17 protein-coding genes are annotated in these 18,302 nt (G+C 63.3%); 10 read left to right on the forward strand and 7 right to left on the reverse strand.

Annotation, left to right across the window (positions count from 1 at the left end; all coding sequences use genetic code 11):
• Positions 1-45: 45 nt before the first annotated feature.
• Positions 46-1,101 (forward strand): porin, encoded by a 1,056-nt coding sequence (locus WAQ08_RS06470; RefSeq protein ID WP_422190147.1) that lies wholly within the window; start codon positions 46-48, stop codon positions 1,099-1,101.
• Positions 1,102-1,209: 108 nt separating this feature from the next.
• Positions 1,210-2,601, forward strand: a complete 1,392-nt coding sequence (locus WAQ08_RS06475; RefSeq protein ID WP_422190149.1) for a porin — start codon at positions 1,210-1,212, stop codon at positions 2,599-2,601.
• Positions 2,602-2,704: 103 nt separating this feature from the next.
• Here WAQ08_RS06475 and lysA read toward each other — a convergent pair whose 3' ends face one another.
• A complete protein-coding gene (lysA, locus tag WAQ08_RS06480) occupies positions 2,705-3,991 on the reverse strand; it encodes a diaminopimelate decarboxylase (protein ID WP_422190151.1) in 1,287 nt (428 codons plus the stop codon).
• The gene (lptM, locus tag WAQ08_RS06485) at positions 3,988-4,293 is read right to left on the reverse strand and encodes an LPS translocon maturation chaperone LptM (protein ID WP_422190153.1); all 306 of its coding nucleotides are present in this window, start codon (positions 4,291-4,293) and stop codon (positions 3,988-3,990) included. The genes lysA and lptM overlap by 4 nt, the downstream gene beginning before the upstream one ends.
• Before the next feature lie 26 nt (positions 4,294-4,319).
• Between lptM and cyaY the strand changes: the two genes are divergently transcribed.
• A complete protein-coding gene (gene cyaY, locus WAQ08_RS06490; RefSeq protein ID WP_422190156.1) occupies positions 4,320-4,685 on the forward strand; it encodes an iron donor protein CyaY in 366 nt (121 codons plus the stop codon).
• A 57-nt stretch (positions 4,686-4,742) separates the two neighbouring features.
• Here cyaY and WAQ08_RS06495 read toward each other — a convergent pair whose 3' ends face one another.
• On the reverse strand, positions 4,743-7,157 hold the full coding sequence (locus WAQ08_RS06495) for a penicillin-binding protein 1A (RefSeq protein ID WP_422190157.1): 2,415 nt from the start codon (positions 7,155-7,157) through the stop codon (positions 4,743-4,745).
• A 304-nt stretch (positions 7,158-7,461) separates the two neighbouring features.
• On the opposite strand from WAQ08_RS06495, the gene WAQ08_RS06500 reads away from it, so the two are divergent.
• The 7 genes from WAQ08_RS06500 to WAQ08_RS06530 are packed head-to-tail and all read left to right on the forward strand — an operon-like array spanning position 7,462 to position 14,920.
• Positions 7,462-8,499 carry a pilus assembly protein PilM gene (locus WAQ08_RS06500; RefSeq protein WP_422190291.1) on the forward strand — a complete coding sequence of 346 codons (1,038 nt, stop codon included), beginning with the start codon at positions 7,462-7,464 and terminating at the stop codon, positions 8,497-8,499.
• Positions 8,496-9,140 carry a PilN domain-containing protein gene (locus WAQ08_RS06505; RefSeq protein ID WP_422190159.1) on the forward strand — a complete coding sequence of 215 codons (645 nt, stop codon included), beginning with the start codon at positions 8,496-8,498 and terminating at the stop codon, positions 9,138-9,140. Before WAQ08_RS06500 ends, WAQ08_RS06505 begins: the two co-directional genes overlap by 4 nt.
• A gap of 15 nt (positions 9,141-9,155) precedes the next feature.
• Positions 9,156-9,866 carry a type 4a pilus biogenesis protein PilO gene (locus WAQ08_RS06510; protein ID WP_422190161.1) on the forward strand — a complete coding sequence of 237 codons (711 nt, stop codon included), beginning with the start codon at positions 9,156-9,158 and terminating at the stop codon, positions 9,864-9,866.
• Complete coding sequence (locus WAQ08_RS06515; protein ID WP_422190163.1) at positions 9,863-10,393, forward strand: pilus assembly protein PilP; 531 nt, start codon at positions 9,863-9,865, stop codon at positions 10,391-10,393. The genes WAQ08_RS06510 and WAQ08_RS06515 overlap by 4 nt, the downstream gene beginning before the upstream one ends.
• Complete coding sequence (gene pilQ, locus WAQ08_RS06520; RefSeq protein ID WP_422190165.1) at positions 10,393-12,582, forward strand: type IV pilus secretin PilQ; 2,190 nt, start codon at positions 10,393-10,395, stop codon at positions 12,580-12,582. The genes WAQ08_RS06515 and pilQ overlap by 1 nt, the downstream gene beginning before the upstream one ends.
• A gap of 23 nt (positions 12,583-12,605) precedes the next feature.
• Positions 12,606-14,339, forward strand: coding sequence for a hypothetical protein (locus WAQ08_RS06525; RefSeq protein WP_422190167.1), 1,734 nt, complete (start codon positions 12,606-12,608; stop codon positions 14,337-14,339).
• The gene (locus WAQ08_RS06530; RefSeq protein WP_422190169.1) at positions 14,324-14,920 is read left to right on the forward strand and encodes a shikimate kinase; all 597 of its coding nucleotides are present in this window, start codon (positions 14,324-14,326) and stop codon (positions 14,918-14,920) included. The genes WAQ08_RS06525 and WAQ08_RS06530 overlap by 16 nt, the downstream gene beginning before the upstream one ends.
• A gap of 52 nt (positions 14,921-14,972) precedes the next feature.
• On the opposite strand, the gene WAQ08_RS06535 is transcribed toward WAQ08_RS06530, so the two are convergent.
• The 4 genes from WAQ08_RS06535 to WAQ08_RS06550 all read right to left on the reverse strand — a co-directional run bounded on the left by WAQ08_RS06535 (position 14,973) and on the right by WAQ08_RS06550 (position 18,302).
• The gene (locus WAQ08_RS06535) at positions 14,973-15,677 is read right to left on the reverse strand and encodes a phosphoribosyltransferase (protein WP_422190171.1); all 705 of its coding nucleotides are present in this window, start codon (positions 15,675-15,677) and stop codon (positions 14,973-14,975) included.
• Positions 15,674-16,441: a phosphoribosyltransferase family protein gene (locus WAQ08_RS06540; RefSeq protein ID WP_422190173.1), complete on the reverse strand. Its 768-nt coding sequence runs from the start codon at positions 16,439-16,441 to the stop codon at positions 15,674-15,676. Before WAQ08_RS06540 ends, WAQ08_RS06535 begins: the two co-directional genes overlap by 4 nt.
• Entirely contained in the window at positions 16,438-17,532 is a 1,095-nt protein-coding gene (locus tag WAQ08_RS06545; RefSeq protein WP_422190175.1) for a BMP family ABC transporter substrate-binding protein, read from the reverse strand. The genes WAQ08_RS06540 and WAQ08_RS06545 overlap by 4 nt, the downstream gene beginning before the upstream one ends.
• Positions 17,533-17,636: 104 nt before the next feature.
• The gene (locus WAQ08_RS06550) at positions 17,637-18,302 is read right to left on the reverse strand and encodes a response regulator transcription factor (RefSeq protein WP_422190177.1); all 666 of its coding nucleotides are present in this window, start codon (positions 18,300-18,302) and stop codon (positions 17,637-17,639) included.

Consider the following 18,302-nt stretch of genomic DNA (forward strand, 5'->3'; position numbering starts at 1 on the left):
GCGGCCCGAAGTGCACTGAACTTGCAATGATTTTGGAGAAATTCAATGAAAAAGACCGTTCTGGCTCTGGCTGCTTTGGCTGCCGTGTCGACTTCCGCCCTGGCTCAATCGTCCGTTTCGTTGTATGGCGTGCTGGACGCATCGCTGGAAAACCTCAAGGGTGACGATTCGGTTACCCGTGTTTCGTCCGACAACCTGGCGATTTCTCGCTTCGGTGTGCGCGGTCTTGAGGACCTGGGTGGTGGCCTGAAAGCCAAGTTCAATCTTGAAGCTGGCGTGAAAGTGGATACTGGAGCGTCGGACAGCAGCGCTTTTTGGGGACGTTCCGCTTGGGTGGGCATCGAGGGTGGCTTTGGTGAACTGCGCTTAGGCCGTCAGGAATCTTCGATTGGTCTGTTGGCTGGCGACACCAGCATCCTGGGTGCTCAGCCTTACGACGACCTCAAGATTGCCGACACCTTCTCCGGTGAAACCTATCGTCGCGTTAACAACGGCATTACCTACATCTTGCCGACCTTCGTCAATGGCCTGTCCATTCAGGCCCAGTATTCGACCCGCACCAGCGGTGAGGAAATTGCCAATGACGACACGGGGCAGGCGTATGGGTTCAATGTCCAGTACTTCGCAGGTCCCTTCGGTGCAGGTTTGGGCTATATCAACGCCAAGCAGAACGCATCTGGCAGCAACAAGGCTCAAGGTTGGCTGGCTTTCGCTGCTTACGACTTCGGTCTTGCCAAGTTGACGGGCTATTACGAATCGGATGACAGCGATGCTGCTTCCGTAGCAGCTACCTACGACAAGCGTGAAGTTATCGGTGTCCGCGTGGGGGTGCCCTTTGGCTCCAACTTCAACCTGAGTGCAGGCGTTTCGAAGGTTTCTAACGTGGGCTTTACACAGAACAATGATGCCACCATCGTTGCCGTTAAGGGCGTGTATTCACTGTCCAAGCGAACCGCGCTGTATGGCCTGATAACCAATGTCAGCAACGACAATGGTTCACGTTTGGCTGTTGCCGGTTCGCCCGCCAGCCCTAGCGCAGCGCCTGTGACAAGTGATCGGACCTCGCGCGGTATCGCCTTTGGTGTTCGTCACCAGTTCTGATCAAAACAAGAAACATTCGTTTCTCGTTTGAAAAGGGGCCTTCTGGCCCCTTTTCTTATTTCTGTGTCCGTTTGAATCATCCGCATTGTTGCGATGTTGCGACATTGGGTGGAAACCCGAAATGAGCATCTGAGGGGGCAGGGCAACAATTTGCCGGTCCCCCATCCCGGGGGGGTGTTCACAGGAGCCCTCATGAAAAAAACCGCAATGACCAAGGCAGCACTGCTGGCCCTGGCAACCTTCGGCGCCAGCGCAGCTTTCGCACAATCCAGCCTGACCATTTACGGCAACATCGACATCGGCCTGGACAATGTTAATAAGGGGCAAGGCAACGTATCCGGCACGACGCTGGGTGCGGTACCTGCCCTGTCGGCAGCCTTCTCGAACAAGAGCACTGTCACGCGCCTGAGCTCCAGCATTTCGTCTGTCAACGCCCTTGGCTTTCGTGGTGTTGAAGATCTCGGCGGCGGCTACAAGGGTGGCTTCGTGCTCGAAGGTCAGTTCCAGGTGGACACCGGCGCCCAAAGCGGCCAAGACGGCCGTATGTGGGGCCGCCAAGCCTTCGTCAGCCTGACCACGCCGGGTGGTGAAATCCGTCTGGGTCGCCAATATGCCCCGATGTTCTTTACCTTTGCGTTCACCACGGTGGAAGCACTGGGTGGCGCTGACATCCAGGGTTCCGGCCTGATCGTGAACAACCTGCAGGTTCGTCAGGACAACCAGGTCAGCTACTGGCTGAAGACCGGTGGGCTGACGGCTGCGCTGTCTTACGCGACCAACGCTGGTGTTGATGCCGCCGTCAGCAGCTCGCGTGGTCAAGCAGCCGGTTCAACTAGCGGCCAGATCATTGGTGGTCAGACCGCTGGCAATGAAACCCCCAACTCTGGCAACCGTGGCCAGACCTTCGGTCTGTTCGTGAACTATGCGTTCGATCCTGGCTTCCTGATCAACGGTTCGTACCACTCCAACAAGTTCGGTGATGCTCGGTTGGTCAGTGGTGCGCTCACCTGGGCTGATCTGGACAAGTACGAATCCTTCGCGATTGGCAGCAAGTACACCATTCCTGGTGCTGGCACGATCCTGTCGGGTATCTTCCATCAAGGCAAGTTCACCAACGATTCCGGCAACAACGAAGGCCCGAAGATCAACACTTGGGCCCTGGGTGTGAAGCAGCCGATCGGCAACTTCGCTGTTGGTGCTCAGTTCGCTCAGTCCAAGTTCGCTAATTTCACCGAGGGCAAGGACACCTCGCTGATGCTGATTGGTGACTACAACTTCTCCAAGCGTACCAAGCTGTACATCCGCGCCGGCTATGCCAAGGACGAGGCTGGCAACACTGCTGCAACCGGCCGCGCTACCCCAGGTGGTGGTGTTCGTGGTGGCCCGCTGCCTCTGCTGACCGGCTTCGGGTCGCTGGAAACCCCGTTCTTCTCGGGCGGCGGTGCCAACGTCGATGCCACCACCCGCGTGGTCGCTATCGGTGTCCGCCATCAGTTCTGATCCCTCCGGATCCGAGCCAACAAAAACCGCCCCTCGGGGCGGTTTTTTCATGGGCTGTGCATAAAGAGCCCCGACAGAGGCGCCTTCTTTCGAAGGCGACTTGTCAGCCCGCGGGCAGCAACCGCTCCTGCTTGAACAGTTCGGCCACGGTCTCCCGCTCGCGGATCACCCACACTTGGTCGCCATCGACCATCACCTCGGCCGCGCGGCCGCGCGTGTTGTAGTTGCTGGCCATGGTCATGCCATAGGCGCCTGCCGACAGCACGGCCAGCACGTCGCCGGGCTGCGCGCTCAGTGAGCGGTCGCGGCCCAGCCAGTCGCCCGACTCGCAAACCGGCCCGACCACATCCCACACGGTGGCGGTGGCGGGCTCGGTGCGCTGCTGCACGTTCACGATGCCCATGTAGGCTTCGTACAGGGCGGGGCGCATCAGGTCGTTCATGGCGGCGTCCACCACGCAGAAGTTCTTTTGCTCGCCGGGCTTGAGGAACATCACTTCTGTCAGCAGCACGCCGGCATTGCCTACCAGCGAACGGCCGGGCTCGAACATCACCTCGCGATGGCCGTGGCCGCGCGCATCGATCTTGCCCAGCAGCAGGCCGATCAGTTCGTCGGCGGCGGGGGGCTTTTCGTCGGTATAGGTGATGCCCAGGCCGCCACCCAGATCCAGGTGGTGGATCTTGACGCCGGCAGCCTCGATGGCTTCGACCAGGTCCAGCACGCGGTCGAGTGCGTCCAGGTAGGGGCCGGTGTCTGTGATCTGCGAGCCGATGTGGCAATCGATGCCGACCACCTCGATGCCGGGCAGCGAGGCCGCGCGCTGGTAGGTCTGCACCGCCAGTTCGTGGGCGATGCCGAACTTGTTGCCCTTGAGGCCGGTGGAGATGTAGGGGTGGGTGCCGGCGTCCACATCCGGGTTCACGCGCAGGCTGATGCGGGCGTTCAGCTTGAGGGCGGAGGCCACGTCGGAGAGCACCTCCAGCTCGGCGGTGCTTTCCACGTTGAAGCACTTCACGCCGGCCTTCAGGGCCTCGGTCATTTCGTGACGGGTCTTGCCTACGCCCGAGAACACCACCTTGGCCGGGTCGCCGCCGGCCGCCAGCACGCGGGCCAGTTCACCGGCCGACACGATGTCGAAGCCGCATCCTGCGCGGGCAAAGGTCTGCAGCACCGCGATGTTGGAGTTGGCCTTCACGGCGTAGCACACCAGGTGCGGGCGGCCTTGCAGGGCTCGCTGGTAGGGGGCCAGGGCGGCCAGCATCGCCTGGCGGGAGTAGACATACAGCGGCGTGCCGTGGGCCTGGGCCAGTGCCTGCAGGGAGACGTCTTCCAGGTAGAGGTCAGGCCCGCGGTAGGCCAGGAAGGGGGATCCGGGGAGGGCGGTGCTCATGGTCGTGTGGGCGAAGATGTGGGGGACGATGCCGCATTCGCGGACGATGGTGCGGGGGCTGCGGCCGGGGCGGCCTTGGGTGCCGCACCGTGACGGTGAGAAGCAGGGGCGTTTCCGGGCAGGTACAGCGCCCCCTTCTGCCCACAGGCCGCCAGCAGGGTCAGGCACAGGCTCAGGGCTGCAATCCGGGGGGCGCGCCAGGCCTGTTGGGGGGGCGTAGGCGCAATCCCCAGGTCACCCGGGCGGGCATTGCCGGCGTGCCGATGCGCGCAGGTCACTACAATTTTTGGCTGGCTGTTCATTGTTCCAATTTTAAGGATTGCTTTTCATGTCTGAGACCCCCACGCCATCGGGCCATTCCGACGCGCTCTACGACCAGGCGGCGCAAACGGCCCTGTCGCGCATCGAAGCCCGGATCGATCAATGGCTGGAGGACGACGTGATCGACATCGACAGCGCCCGTTCTGGCGGCATGATCACCCTGACGCTGCCCAACCGTACTCAACTGATCATCAACACCCAGCCGCCCCTGCATGAACTGTGGCTGGCGGCCCGCAGTGGCGGCTACCACTTTCGCTTCGCCGGCGCGCCAGACGGTGAAGGCCGCTGGCCGGACACACGCACCGGCGAGGACTTCTTCGCGGCCCTGTCGCGCTGCGCTTCCGAGCAGGCCGGCAAGCCGCTGCAGTTCTGAGCGGCCTGGGCGCGGCAGGCCGTGAGGCCGTGCCGCTGACACCCGGAAAGGCCGAGCTCAAGGATTGCCGGGCAGCCCGCCGTGCGCGTTGCTGTTCGAGCTGCCCGTACCGAACAGATCCAGGATATTGCGCTTCTCGTCCTCGTTGGCGGGGGCCGGGGCATGCGGATCCTCGCCAGACAGCTCCCGCACGCCAGTGGCCGGGGTGTATTCCTCGTAGTACCACTCGCCACCGATGTTCACGACACCTTCTGGCGCGGTGGGTTCTTCCACAGGGGTGCCCTTGAGCGCCGTGCGCATGTAGTCGATCCACACCGGCAGGGCCAGTCCACCGCCGGTTTCGCGGTCGCCCAGCTTGCGCGGCTGGTCGTAGCCGATCCAGACCACAGCCGCCGTGCGCACCGTGTAGCCGGCGAACCACGCGTCCATCGAATCGTTGGTGGTGCCTGTCTTGCCATACAGGTCAGGACGGCCCAGTTGTGCCTGCGCCTTGGCGGCGGTGCCTGAGCGGGTCACCTCCTGCAGCAGGCTGGACATGATGAAGGCATTGCGCGCGTCGATGGCGCGCATGGATTCGTCCAGCACGGCCGGCCGGCTTTGGGCCAGCACGCGATCGCGTGCGTCGGTGACCTTTGTCACCAGGGCCGGGTTCACGCGGTAGCCGCCGTTGGCGAACACGGCGAAGGCATCGGCCATCTGCATGGGGGTGACCGAGCCCGCGCCCAGGGCCATGGTCAGGTAGGCCGGGTGCTTGGCGCCTTCGAAGCCGAAGCGCGTCACCCATTCCTGGCCGTAACCGGCGCCGATGGAGCGCAGCACGCGGATCGAGATCATGTTCTTGGACTTGGCCAGGCCACGGCGTAGCGTCATGGGGCCTTCGAACTTGCCGTCGTAGTTCTTGGGCTCCCAGGGTTGGCTGCCCGTCACGCCCGAGTCGAAGAACAGGGGGCTGTCGTTGACCATGGTGGTGGGCATGAAGCCCTTTTCCAGCGCGGCCGAGTAGATGAAGGGCTTGAAGCTCGAACCCGGCTGGCGCCAGGCCTGCGTCACGTGGTTGAACTTGTTGCGGTCGAAATCGAAGCCGCCGGCCATGGCCTTGACGGCGCCGGTGTGCGTATCCAGCGAGACCAGGGCGCCTTCCACCGTGGGCAGCTGGGTAATCTGCCAGCGCTCCTTGGCTTGCACGACACGGATCACGGCCCCGCGGCGGATCTGCAGCTTGGGCTGGGCTTTTTCGGTCAGGGCCTGTGCCACGAACTTCAGGGTGTCGCCCTGGATGTCGACCGATTCGCCGGTCTGCAGCAGCGCAACCACGCGCTTGGGCTCGGCCGACAGCACCACGGCGGCCTTGATGTCATCGCTGTCCGGGTGGTCTTCCAGGGCCTCTGCCACGCGCACGTCGATGTGCTTGGGGTCGGCGGGCAGGTCGATGAAGGCCTCGGGGCCGCGCCAGGGCTGGCGGCGGTCGTAGTCGAGCAGCCCCTTGCGCAGTGCGCGGGTGGCGGCGATCTGCTCGCTCATCTTGACAGTGGTGTAGACCTTCAGGCCGCGGGTGTAGGCATCGGCGCCGTACTGCTCGTACATCAGCGAGCGGGCGGCCTCGGCCACGTACTCGGCCTCGGGGGCGATGGGGGCCTTGACGTGGTAGTTGAGCTCTTCATCGCGGGCTTCTTCGTACTGCTCCTGCGTGATGAAGTTGTTCTCGAGCATGCGCTGCAGGATGTACTGCTGGCGTACCGTGGCGCGCTTGGGGTTGCGCAGCGGGTTGTAGGCCGAAGGCGCCTTGGGCAGACCGGCCAGCATGGCCGCTTCGGCCAGGGTGACCTTCTGGAGCGGCTTGCCGAAGTAGGTTTCGGCCGCGGCGGCGAAGCCGTAGGCACGCTGTCCCAGGTAGATCTGGTTCATGTAGAGCTCCAGGATCTGGTCCTTGCTCAACAGGCCTTCGATCTTCAGGGCCAGCAGGATCTCGTAGATCTTGCGCGAGAAGGTCTTCTCGGTGGAGAGGTAGAAGTTGCGCGCCACCTGCATGGTGATGGTGGAGGCGCCCTGGCTGCGCGATTCACCGAAGTTGGCCAGGCCGGCGCGCAGCACACCGATGTAGTCCACACCACCGTGGCGATAGAAACGGGCGTCTTCGATGGCCAGCACCGCGTCCTTCATCACCTTGGGCATCTGGCCGATGGGCTGGAAGTTGCGCTTTTCCTCGCCGAACTCGCCGATCAGGGTGGCATCGGCCGAATAGACGCGCAGGGGCATCTTGGGCCGGTAGTCCATCAGCCCGTCGAGCGGCGGCAGGTTGGGGTAGATCACGGCCAGGCCGATGCTGATCACCATGGCCAGGCCCAGGGCGCCGGCCACACCCAGGCCGATCAGCCAGGCAATGGGCCGGACCAGCCACTGGATCCACCAGGAATCGGCACTGAAGACCCTACTGCGGGACGACGTTGGGGGGCGGGTGTCAGGGGCGCTCATCAATCCAGGGGATCCGAAAGGAGCCCTAATTATAGGAACCCAGGCCTGTCGCACCGGCGTGCCGGGGCACCCCTTACGGGGGAGTCTGAATACCTGACACACCCTGTTGTTTACGTTTGAAACTGCTTGTAATACGTGTGGAACGCGCAACGACTAGGTGAAAAGCCGGGCAACTTTGGCGTTCAACCACAAAAACTTTACTGCTAGCATTGAAGTGGTTTATTAACTTCCCAGCGCCCTGACTGGGTGCATGGAGGAATTTGTGAGCTTTTTAGACACGCTGCTGGGCCGCAAGCACCCGCCCATGGTCGGGCTTGACGTCAGCTCGTCCAGCGTCAAGCTTGTCGAGCTCAGCCAGAATGCAGCAGGAGAATTGACGCTTGAGCGGTTCGCGTCGGAGCCCCTGGACAAAGGCTGGATCGCCGACGGGCAGATTGAGAAATTCGACGAAGTGGCCGAGGCCGTCCGCAAGGTCGTGACCAAGAGCGGCACGCGCACCAAGTTCGTGGCCATGGCCATGCCCCAGTCGGCGGTGATCACCAAGAAGATCATGCTGCCGGCCGGCCTGCGCGAAGAAGAAATGGAAATGCAGGTCGAGGCCGAAGCCAACCAGTACATCCCGTTCTCGCTCGATGAGGTCAGCCTCGACTTCTGCGTCATCGGCCCCGCGCCGCAGTCGGCTGGTGATGTCGAGGTGCTGATCGCCGCATCCCGCAAGGACCGCGTGCAGGATCGCCAGGGCCTGGCCGAGGCCGCAGGCCTCAAGCCGGCCATCCTCGACATCGAGTCCTACTCCTCGCGTCTGGCCATGCAGCGGCTCGTCTCTGCCCTGCCCGGTGGCGGCAAGGATGCCCTGGTCGCACTGTTCGAGATCGGCGCCGAGAACACCAGCCTCAAGGTGCTGCGCGATGACGAGTTGCTCTATGACCGTGACCAGGCCTTCGGTGGGGCGCAGCTCACGCAGTTGATCTCGCGCCAATACGGCTTCTCCTTCGAAGAAGCCGAGTCCAAGAAGCTCTCCGGTGACCTGCCCGAGGATTTCCAGTCCTCCCTGCTGGCACCGTTCGTCGACAGCCTCTCCCAGGAAATCGGGCGGGCGCTGCAGTACTTCTTCACCAGCACGCCGCACCACAAGGTGCATTACGTGATGCTGGCGGGTGGCACGGCCTCGCTGCCGGGCCTCAAGGAGCGGGTGACCGAGCTCACCGGCTTCGCATCGATGGTCGTCAACCCCTTCGATGGCATGAAACTGGGATCTGCCGTGCGTGAAAGCAAGCTGCGCCGAGAGGCGCCCTCCTACCTGACGGCCTGCGGGCTGGCCATGCGGAGGTTCCTCGCATGATCCTGATCAACCTGCTTCCTCACCGCGAAGAAAAGCGCATCCAGCGCAAACAACGCTTCTTCGTGGGGCTGGGCATGGCTGCCCTGGTTGGCGCGCTGCTCGTGGCCCTGTGGTATGGCGTCCAGCAACAAATGATCGGCTCGCAGCAGGCGCGCAACGAGTTCCTGAAATCGGAGATCGCCAAGCTCGACGAAGAAATCAAGGACGTCTCTACCCTCAAGGCTGAAATCGAGGCGCTCAAGGCGCGTCAGAAGGCCGTGGAAGACCTGCAGACCGACCGCAACATGCCGGTACACATCCTCAACGAGCTGGCCCGTCAGACACCCGAAGGCATCTACCTGAAGTCCATCAAGCAGGACGGTCAGTTTGTGCTGGTCTCTGGCGTGGCGCAGACCAACGAACGCGTGTCAGCCTTCCTGCGCAACACGGGCAACAACTCGCCCTGGCTGGAGCGCCCTGAACTTCAAGAGATCAAGGCCGCGGCGGTGACGCTGCCGGACACCAAGGATCCCAAGCGCCTGTTCGAGTTCTCGGTGCGTGTGGGCCTCAAGCGTCCTCAGGACCCCAACGCGGCGCCGGGCGGCGCATCCGCCCCGGCCCATGGTGCGGCCCCTGGTGCTTCTGCGCCTTCTCCTGTCTGAGCGCGCGGAGTCAGCATGGCCAAAGCCAATCTCAACATCGATTTGAATGCCTGGTTCGCGGATGCGCAGGATCAGTTCCGCGGTCTCAATTTCAATGAGCCGGGCCAGTGGCCCATCCTGCCCAAGATCGCCGCGGGTATTGCCGCCGGTCTGCTGGTGCTGCTGCTTGGCTGGGTGCTGCTGCTGTCGGACCAGGCTGATGAGCTGCAGGCCGAGCGTGACCGCGAGCCCCAGCTCAAGCAGGAGTACCAGGGCAAAATGCTGCAGGCCGTCAACCTGGTCGAGTTGCGCAAGCAGCGTGTTCAGGTTCAGGAGTACGTCACGCAGCTCGAGAAGCAACTGCCTGGCAAGGCGGAAATGGACGCCTTGCTCTCTGACATCAACCAGGCGGGCCTGGGGCGTGGTCTGGATTTTGAGTTGTTCAAGCCGGGGCAGGTGGTGGTCAAGGATTACTACGCCGAGCTGCCGATCGCCATCAAGGTGTCTGGCCGCTACCACGACATGGGTGCCTTTGCGGCGGATATCGCCAACCTCTCGCGTATCGTGACCCTGCATGATCTGAACATCAGCACCGTGCAGTCGGGCAGTGCGGGCAAGAGCGGCGCTGCCGCCAGTGGTGGTCCGCTGGCGATGGAGGCCACGGCCCGGACCTACCGGTACCTGGACCAGGCCGAGCTGGATCAGCAGCGGGCCGATAAGGCCAACAAGAAGGGTGAGAAAAAATGATGTCCAGACTCTCGCATGGGGTGCTGCTGGGCGTCGTGGCCATCCTGTCCGGCTGCTCGGGGCAGCAGGAAGAACTCCAGTCTTGGATGGCCCAGGAGCGCGCCCAGGCTCGCCCCAATGTCCAACCTATTTCGGCCCCGCAGAAGTTCGATCCGCAGGGCTACGAGACGGGGGAAACGGTCGAGCCATTCAGCGCGCAGAAGCTGATCGTGGTGCTCAAGCAGGATCGTTCCCAGCCCAACTCTGCCGTGGCATCGGAACTGAGTCGCCGCAAGCAGCCGCTGGAGGCTTTCCCCCTGGACAGTATGTCCATGGTGGGCAGCGTGAACCGCAGGGGCGTGCAATACGCATTGCTGAAGGTCGACAACCTTCTTTATCAGGTCAAGGTGGGTGACTACCTTGGGCAGAACTTTGGGAAGATCATGAAGGTCACGGAGACGGAAATCGAGCTGCGCGAGATCGTGCAGGACGCAGCTGGCGAATGGATCGAGCGGCCTGCCGCCTTGCAACTCCAGGAGGGGGCGTGATGACCATGAACACCATGTTCAAGTGGGTGGGTGGCTGTACGGCAGCTTTGGTGGCCACATGCGCCATGGCGGCCCCAGCTATTCAGTCAGTCACTGCCAGCCAGCAGGCTGGCACCGATGTCGTTCGCATTGAACTCAGCGAGCCCCTGGCCTCACTGCCGGCGGGCTTTGCCGTGCAGGCTCCACCCCGTATCGCTGTTGATCTGCCCGGTGTCAGCAATGCGCTGGGCCGCAATTCGGTGGATGTGAACCAGGGCAATCTGCGCACGGTGAGCGTGGCACAAGCCGGGGAACGTACCCGTCTGGTGCTCAATCTGCGTCAGCCCTCATCCTACCGGGCAAGCCTGCAGGGCAAGGTGCTGCTCCTGACGCTGGACAATGGCAACGCGCCTTCGGAGGCTGCTCCTGTCGCGCCACCGGCCGCGGCGGCCGCCAAGCCTCTGGGTGAGGCGCAGACCGTGCATTTCGCTGAAAACCGCAATGCCGTCACGTTGGACCTCAAGGACATCGATTTCCGCCGCGGCAGCGACGGTGCGGGTCGCGTCGTCGTCGAGCTGCCCAACAACCAGGTCGGTGTGGACATCAAGCAGCAAGGGCAGAACCTGGTGGTGGAATTCCAGCGCGCCAACTTGCCTGATCGACTGCGCCGCCGTTTCGACACGACGGACTTTGGTACCCCTGTGCAGGCGATGACCGCGTCGCAGGTGGGCGAGCGTGTCCGCCTGGTGGTCGAGCCGCGTGGCACGTGGGAGCATTCGGCCTACCAGAGCGACAACCAGTTCGTGCTGGAAGTGCGTCGCCAGAAGGTCGATCCCAACAAGCTCACCCAAGGCCCCGGTTACTCCGGCGAAAAGCTGTCGCTGAACTTCCAGAACATCGAAGTGCGGGCGCTGCTGCAGGTCATCGCAGACTTCACCAACTTCAACGTGGTGACCAGCGACACCGTGACGGGTACCGTTACCCTGCGCCTGAAGGATGTGCCATGGGATCAGGCGCTGGACATCATCATGCAGGCCAAGGGGCTGGGGGTACGCAAGAGCGGCAATGTGCTGTGGATCGCGCCCAAGGACGAGATCAACGCCAAGGAGAAGATGGACCTGGAAGCCAAGGTCGAGGTGGCCAAGCTCGAGCCGCTGCGTACGCAGGCATTCCAGCTGAACTACGTCAAGGCTGCAGACATTGCCAAGGGTCTGACAGGGCAAAGCCTGACGGGCAGTGGCGGCGGCAGCGGCTCGACGGTCACGAAGATGTTGTCCGAACGTGGCAGCGTGCTGTTCGAGACCCGTACCAATCAACTGTTCGTCAGTGACATCCCTTCCAAGCTGGAAGAAATCCAGCAACTGATCACCAAGGTCGACATTCCTGTGCGGCAGGTGTTGATCGAGGCGCGGATCGTCGAGGCCGATGATCGCTTCGGTCGCACCCTGGGGGTGCGCCTGGGGGCGGTGGACATGCGTGGCATACAAGGTGGTACGCCGGGTTATGGGGTGGGTGGTGACAACCGCGTCACCATTGGCGGCAACTACCAGGCGGTGGGCCAGCAGACATTGCAGGTGACTGGCGCGACTGGTGCAACGCTCTACCCCAACAGCAACTTCGTCAGCCTGCCGGCCAATCCGATCAATTCGGTGAACCCGACCACGTTTGCGGTCTCGCTGTTCAGCGCTGGCGCCAACCGTTTCCTGAACCTGGAACTGTCGGCCCTTGAGGCCGATGGCAGGGGCCGCATCGTGTCGAGTCCCCGCGTGATCACCGCGGACCAAGTCAAGGCTTTGATCGAGCAGGGTACGGAACTGCCCTACCTGGTGTCTTCGTCCAGCGGTGCCACCTCGATCGCCTTCCGCAAGGCCAACCTCAAGCTGGAGGTCACGCCGCAGATCACGCCCGAGGGCGGCATCATCCTCGATGTCGATGTGAACAAGGACAGCGTGGGCCTGCTGACCACGGCAGGTTATGCCATCGACACAAAGCATGTGCAGACGCAGGTGCTGGTGGAAAACGGCGGCACGGTGGTGATCGGTGGCATCTTCGTGCAGACCGACAGCAAGAGCGAGAACAAGGTGCCGCTGCTGGGCGATCTGCCGGTGGTGGGGCATCTGTTCAAGAATACCTCGCTCACGTCCAACAAATCTGAACTGCTGATCTTCTTGACACCCAAGGTGGTGAGTGAGCGCTCCGCGCTGCGTTGATGATGGTTTAGGGATTGATTCAAATGACTATCTTGAAATATCGGGCTGCGGCCTTGGCGATGTCTTGCGCAGCCTTGCTGAGCGCTTGTGGTGGTGGCGGCGGCGGCGGTACACCACCGTGGGGCGGTTCAACCCCCGAGACCCCGGATGCCAGTACGACGGCATCGAGCTTGCTCATGACATTGAGCCAAGCCAGTATTCAGAACGGAACCGTCACACCGGTAACTGCCACCGTGACTGCGGTGAATAGCCGTGGGCAGACCTTGAGCAATGTGCCCGTGACGTTCGAAGTATCCGGTGCGCTCTTCTCGACCGCCGGGGCTGTCACCGGGACCGATGGGAAACTGGCAGCCAGCGTGGACGTGACCAACAAGAAGGACAACCGCGTTGTCACCATCAAGGCCACATCGGGCAGTGTCAGCGTCACGAAGAACCTGGTGGTGTCTGGGGTCAAGGTAGCGGCTACGCCTAATCCGGCGATTATCTTGCCGGGCAACTCCGGAACCATTGAGTTCACGGTGCAGGACGCGAACTCCGATCCGATCGATGACATGGCCGTAACGGTCAATAGCCCGTTTGGTTCAACCTCATCGTCGGCCCGGACGGACGCATCCGGAAAGTACACATACAGTTATTCCGTTCCCAGCAACTACGGTGGCTCCGAGTTCATCGCAACCATTTCTGCGGGGGGCGTTTCCTACAATCAGACGGTGGTGGTTCAGCAAGGTGGCGGCGGTGTCACCATTCCTCCTGCCACGTCAGTGAGTACCAGGCGCGTTGAAATCAACCCGTCAGTGGTTGGTACAAACACAGGTGGCTCCACCTCGCAGTCGGCGACTGTTCGCTTCAAGGCCTTTGGTCCCACATCGCTGCCTGTCCCCAATGTGCGGGTGAGCTTTGACCTTGCGGGAGACCCTTCCGCGATCGGCGGGACGCTGACTTCTGGTTCAGGTGTCGTGTACACCGACTCCAATGGCATTGCCACGACCACTTATATTCCGGGCCCGACGGCAACCTCCACCACAGGGCTGACGATCCGCGCGTGTTACTCGTCCACAGATTTCACGCCGTCCTCGAGCGGTAATGCGACATCTGGGACAGCGGCGTGTCCTGCATCCTCCACCGAGCAGATCGTGATCAACAACGAGGCTCTGAACGTCACCATTGGTCCTGACGACACGATCAGCGAAACGGCTGATGGCCTGCGTTATTTGGTGAAGTATGTTGTTCAGGTTGTGAACGCTTCTGGTCAGGCCAAGGAAAACGTGACGATCACGCCGACACTGGACATCATCGGCTTTGAAAAGGGCCGCTTTGAGTATGACGATGCGAATTCCAAGTGGGTGCAGTTGGTCACCTCCACTGGAACCTATCAGGATCTCGATACTCCTTCGATCTCCTACGATGGCTGCGCCAATGAGGACTTGAACCGAAACGGCATCAATGATGTCGGGGAGGACAGGGACGGCGATGGGGTTCTGGAGCCGAGAAAGTCCGACGTGGCCATTTCGTTTGTGGAGGCAGGTGTCAACAGGACTGATGCGACCGGCGCTGTTGCCCTGCAGATCACCTACCTCAAAAATGTGGCGCAGTGGGGACGTATCAAGATCTACGTGAAGGGGGCGGTCTCTGGTACGGAAGGCGTTGGCACTTTCGAGACCGTTCTGCCGGCTCCGACTACGGTGATCAACCGCGAGGCTACGCCGGCTTTCGCGACCAATCCCTATGGGAACGCTGCAAGTTGCACCGCACATTGATTGTTTTGGTCGGCTTGCCCGGCGGTGGTAAATCCACCGTCGGGCGTCAGTTAGCCAGACGCCTGGGTGTCCGCTTTCTCGATGCGGACACCGTGCTCGAAGAGCGGATCGGCATGCCGATCCGTTCTTTTTTTGAGCTTCATGGTGAGCAAGCGTTTCGAGACATCGAAGAGCAGGTGCTCGATGAGCTCACGCGGTCGCCTGCGGTCGCCGCTGCGGGCGAAGCTGAAGATGGCAAGGTCCATGGGCTGGTGCTGGCCACGGGTGGTGGTGCCGTGCTGCGGCAGGCCAACCGTGAACGCCTGCAATCACGCGGGACAGTGGTTTATCTGCGCTCCACCCCGGAAGAGCTGCACAGGCGCCTGCGCCATGACACGCAGCGCCCGCTGCTGCAGGTGGCTGATCCAATGGCCAAGCTCAAGGAGCTTTACCAGCAGCGCCACCCCTTGTACGAGCAGACCGCGCATTACACCGTGGACACAGGCCGTCCCTCGGTGGGCTCGCTGGTGAACATGATCGCCATGCAGCTCGAAATGGCGGGCGTGATTCCCCGGCCGGAAGGCGGCGCTCCCGGCGCATGAGGTGATCAGCCGTCGCGGCCCGTGGCATCAGGCCATGGCCGCCGAGGCCGTGTCAGCGTGTCTCCGCGATGGGGGACCATCGGCCATGAGCCTCGGCCTGGAACAGCGGGATATAGCCTGCCGCATGCACATCGTCAGCGCCGTGCGGCAAGAGCGGTGACAGGGGCTCACGCCAGGCGTGCCCTTCCGTGAGCGCCACCACCAGGCCGCAGACCTCGGCACCCGCACGCTGCAGCAGGCGGATGGCCGCGGCCGCACTGGCCCCGGTGTTGATGACGTCGTCCACCAGCAGGACGCGTCGACCCGCCACACGGCTGAGCAGCGCAGGATCCAGATACAGCCGCTTGGCCTGGTCCGGGCTGGTGGAGGACACCACGGGCTCGCTCAGGGCTTCGTCGTACCAGAACTTGCGGGACAGGCCCAGGGACACGTAGTGGGGCAGTTGCAAGCTGCGGGCGACGCGGCGTGCGTAGTCGAGCCCCATGGTTGGCACGGCGGCCACCATCTGCGGCTTCAGTGGCCGCGCCAGCGATGTCATCTGGTTGGCCAGGGTATCCTCCACCTCGAACGGTGTCTGGTTGGACATCAGCAAGGCGATGGCCTGCTGCCCGCCAGGCAGGGCGCGCAGCGGCAGTTCGAGCACACCGCCCTGGTGGAGCGGCACGGGGTAGTGCGTCTGGAAGGCGGTGACTTGGGCAGGGGGCTTCGCGCCGGGTGGATGCCAGTGGACCTCGTAGGGGGGCAGCATGGTGTTCATGTTTCAGGCAGGGCGTGTTCGTCATGATCGCCATGACCCAGGTGGCAAAAGCCCGCCGGAAAGTGCGCGCACACGCGTTGAAAGACGGCGGAATCGAGCTTGCCCAGGTGCACGCGGCGTACCCTGGAGCGCAGGCCCTCGGGTGTGGGCTGCATGTCGGAGGCGAGCAATGTCTTGACGGTGACGCCAGCAGCCGCCATCAACCGCTGTCGCCCGGTGTTCTCCAGCTTCTCGCCGATGGTGAAGATCTCGACCACCTGAGCGCCTGCCTGGCGCACGGCCCGCACCAGGGCGGCCAGCGTGCCGCCGGTGCTGATGAGATCGTCGACCACCAGCACGCGGTCGTCAGGCCGCACGCCGTTGAGGTAGACCTGTGTGCTGCCCTCGGCCAGGTACTCGTTGGCCAGAGGCACGGCCACCTCGCCAGGGGCGCCGGAGGGTGTCCAGCGTGCCAGGGTGCGGGGCAGGTGGTACTGGCGAAGGATGTCGGCGGTGATCATGGCGCCGCGGTCTTCCTCACCCACACCCAGGGTGGGCTGGAGCGCAGGGTCGATGTGCAAGCGCGAGAGCAGGCACACGGCTTCGGACAGCGCATGCGAGAGCGGCGGGATGTTGTCGGTGATCGCCGTGGGGAAAAACTCGAAGCGCTGCCCACCCATGCCTTGCACGACATGGGTGGGGCGTCCGTCGAAATCCCGCACCACGAGCCGGATGGCCTCGACCAGCTCACCCACATCGCCGGGGAGCGATGGGGCCTGGCTCATTGCGGCATGCCTCCGATCACGCCCTTGACCAGCCAATTCATTTTGAGTTTGTCGGCATCGGGCATGTCCTTGCCGGCGGCCACGCGGGTGGTGCCGGCCTGGTCGATCAGCGGGCCGTTGAACACGGGCCTCTTGCCGGAGATGATGTCCTTGGCGCGCTGCTCGACCAGCTTGCGCACGTCGGCGGGCAGCTTGGGGCTGTAGTGGTCGTAGATGATGGCCTTGTCCTTCAGGCCCAGCCACACATTGCCGGGCTTCCAGCGCTTGGCCAGCACGTCGGCGACGACCTTGTTGTAGTGCACGCTCCAGTCCAGGCGGGCAGCGGCCAACTGGGCCTCGCCGCCCCATTCGGACATGTCCGTGTCCCAGCCGAAGCCCCAGGCGCCGACTTCCTTGGCGGCTTGCAGCGGGGCGGCCGAGTCGGTGTTCTGCATCAGCACGTCCACGCCCTGGCCGAGCAGGGTCTTGGCGGCCTCACGCTCCTTGGGCGGGTCGTACCAGGTGTTGACCCAGACCACGCGGGTCTCGATCTTGGGGTTCACGGCCTGGGCGCACAGCGTGAAGGCGTTGAGGTTGCGCACGATCTCGGGGATGGGGAAAGGCGCGACCACGCCCAGCACGTTCTTGCGCGTCATCTTGCCGGCGATGGTGCCATTGAGGCAGGCGCCTTCGTAGGTGCGGATGTCGTAGATGCCCAGGTTGGGGGCGGTCTTGTAGCCGGTGGCGTGCTCGAAGGCGATGCCGGGATTGTCGCGCGCGGCGTTGACCATGCCGTTCATGAAGCCGAAGGCGCCGCCGAAGATCACCTTGGCGCCCTGGGCCGCCAGGTCGCGCACGACGCGTTCGCTGTCACCCTCGGCCACCTTCTCGACGAAGATGGTCTGGACCTTGTCACCGAAGGTTTTCTGGACCTGCTGGCGGCCCAGTTCATGCGCATAGGACCAGCCCGCGCCGCTGGCGGGGCCGATGTAGACGAAGCCGACCTTGAGGGGCTCGGCCGCCTGGGCGAGGCTGGTGCAGGCCAGCAGGGCTGCGCTGGCACACAGGCGCAGCGAGAGGGTGGATGCGAGGGGGTGTTGGGTGGTGCTCATGGGGCGGACTGTCGGGACACGATGACGATGCCCCAGCTTAGGAGTGCCCCTGCGCGGGCGCCATCACACCTTGGTATAGGTGTGGGCGGGGGCGGGCGCGAGGCTCAGACCGATTCACCGCCTGGATGCACGATGCCGGTGCGTTCGGCATCGCCCAGGCGTGTCATGCAGCGCACCAGGTCGGCCAGGGTGGCCTGGCCCATCTTGCGCATCACCTGGGCGCGGTGCAGCTTGACGGTGACCTCGCTGAGCCCCAGGTCGCCCGCGATCTGCTTGTTGAGTCGCCCGGCGACGATGAGGTGCAGCACCTCGTGCTCGCGGCGCGTGAGGCTGGCGTAACGCTGGCGCCATTCGGACAGCTCCTGGCGCTGGGCGTGGCGTTGGGTGTCCTGGCGCAGGGCTTCCTCGATGGCGCGCAGAAGGTCGGCCTCCTTGAAAGGCTTGCTCAGGAACTCGGTGGCGCCGGCCTTCATGGCCTGCACGCTCATGGGGATGTCGCCGTGGCCGGTGATCAGGATGGCGGGCGGCAGTTCGGCATGCGCGGTGCGGGCGGATGCGCGCAGCAGGTCCAGGCCGCCCAGGCCGGGCAGGCGCACGTCGAGCACGAGGCATTGCGGGAGCGGTGTGCTGGTGTCTCTGGCCAGGAAGGACTCGACGTCGGCGTAGGTGCGTACCTGCAGGCCTACTGAGCGCAGCAAGCTGTCGAGGGCGGTGCGCACGGCGGTGTCGTCATCGACGACGTGCACGGTACCGGTCAGTGGATGCAGCAC

Source organism: Aquabacterium sp., from assembly GCF_049274795.1.
In the GTDB taxonomy this organism is placed as follows: domain Bacteria; phylum Pseudomonadota; class Gammaproteobacteria; order Burkholderiales; family Burkholderiaceae_C; genus Aquabacterium.

Bases quoted from the DNA above. Each gene is read 5' to 3' on its own strand.
- WAQ08_RS06470 (WP_422190147.1), top strand. From the start codon at position 46: ATGAAAAAGACCGTTCTGGCTCTGGCTGCTTTGGCTGCCGTGTCGACT.
- lysA (WP_422190151.1), bottom strand. From the start codon at position 3,991: ATGAGCACCGCCCTCCCCGGATCCCCCTTCCTGGCCTACCGCGGGCCT.
- lptM (WP_422190153.1), bottom strand. From the start codon at position 4,293: ATGAACAGCCAGCCAAAAATTGTAGTGACCTGCGCGCATCGGCACGCC.
- cyaY (WP_422190156.1), top strand. From the start codon at position 4,320: ATGTCTGAGACCCCCACGCCATCGGGCCATTCCGACGCGCTCTACGAC.
- WAQ08_RS06495 (WP_422190157.1), bottom strand. From the start codon at position 7,157: ATGAGCGCCCCTGACACCCGCCCCCCAACGTCGTCCCGCAGTAGGGTC.
- WAQ08_RS06500 (WP_422190291.1), top strand. From the start codon at position 7,462: ATGGTCGGGCTTGACGTCAGCTCGTCCAGCGTCAAGCTTGTCGAGCTC.
- WAQ08_RS06505 (WP_422190159.1), top strand. From the start codon at position 8,496: ATGATCCTGATCAACCTGCTTCCTCACCGCGAAGAAAAGCGCATCCAG.
- WAQ08_RS06510 (WP_422190161.1), top strand. From the start codon at position 9,156: ATGGCCAAAGCCAATCTCAACATCGATTTGAATGCCTGGTTCGCGGAT.
- WAQ08_RS06515 (WP_422190163.1), top strand. From the start codon at position 9,863: ATGATGTCCAGACTCTCGCATGGGGTGCTGCTGGGCGTCGTGGCCATC.
- pilQ (WP_422190165.1), top strand. From the start codon at position 10,393: ATGACCATGAACACCATGTTCAAGTGGGTGGGTGGCTGTACGGCAGCT.
- WAQ08_RS06525 (WP_422190167.1), top strand. From the start codon at position 12,606: ATGACTATCTTGAAATATCGGGCTGCGGCCTTGGCGATGTCTTGCGCA.
- WAQ08_RS06535 (WP_422190171.1), bottom strand. From the start codon at position 15,677: ATGAACACCATGCTGCCCCCCTACGAGGTCCACTGGCATCCACCCGGC.
- WAQ08_RS06540 (WP_422190173.1), bottom strand. From the start codon at position 16,441: ATGAGCCAGGCCCCATCGCTCCCCGGCGATGTGGGTGAGCTGGTCGAG.
- WAQ08_RS06545 (WP_422190175.1), bottom strand. From the start codon at position 17,532: ATGAGCACCACCCAACACCCCCTCGCATCCACCCTCTCGCTGCGCCTG.